We start from the raw sequence: 563 nt of genomic DNA on the forward strand, positions 1-563 counted from the left end.
CTCCGCCAGTCGCGCCTTGACCCCGTCGATGGTGTGCTGGGCATTCTCGCCGTAGCGCATCACAATGATGCCGCCCACTACTTCCCCTTCGCCGTTGAGCTCGGCAATGCCGCGCCGCATCTGGGGGCCGGTGACCACATCCGCCACATCCCCCAGCAGCAGCGGGGCGCCGCGTACCGTGGTGCCGAGCGGGATCTGCTTCAGATCCTCGACACTCTTCAGATAGCCGTTGGAGCGCACCATGTACTCCGCTTCCGCCATCTCGATGACGGAGGCGCCTGTCTCCTGATTGCCCTGTTTGATGGCGGTCTCGATAAGGGAGAGCGGGATGCCGTAGGCGCGCAGCTTGTCCGGATCGACCCGCACCTGATACTGGCGCACCATGCCACCGACTGTAGCGACCTCGGAGACCCCCTCCACCGTCTGCAACTCGTACTTGAGGAACCAGTTTTGCAGGGAGGTGAGCTGGCTGAGGTCATGCTTGCCGGTTTTGTCCACCAGCGCGTACTGGTAGACCCAACCCACCCCGGTGGCATCGGGGCCGAGCTGGGGGCGGGCGGAGG

Annotated in this window: 1 protein-coding gene; it reads right to left on the reverse strand. The window is 64.8% G+C overall.

Annotated elements, in window-relative coordinates; genetic code table 11:
• The coding region (locus BN1139_RS08900) for an efflux RND transporter permease subunit (RefSeq protein ID WP_041980371.1) at positions 1 to 563 on the reverse strand (563 nt) is incomplete at both ends.

Origin of the sequence: Aeromonas veronii bv. veronii (assembly GCF_000820225.1) — a bacterium.
Lineage (GTDB): Bacteria > Pseudomonadota > Gammaproteobacteria > Enterobacterales > Aeromonadaceae > Aeromonas > Aeromonas veronii.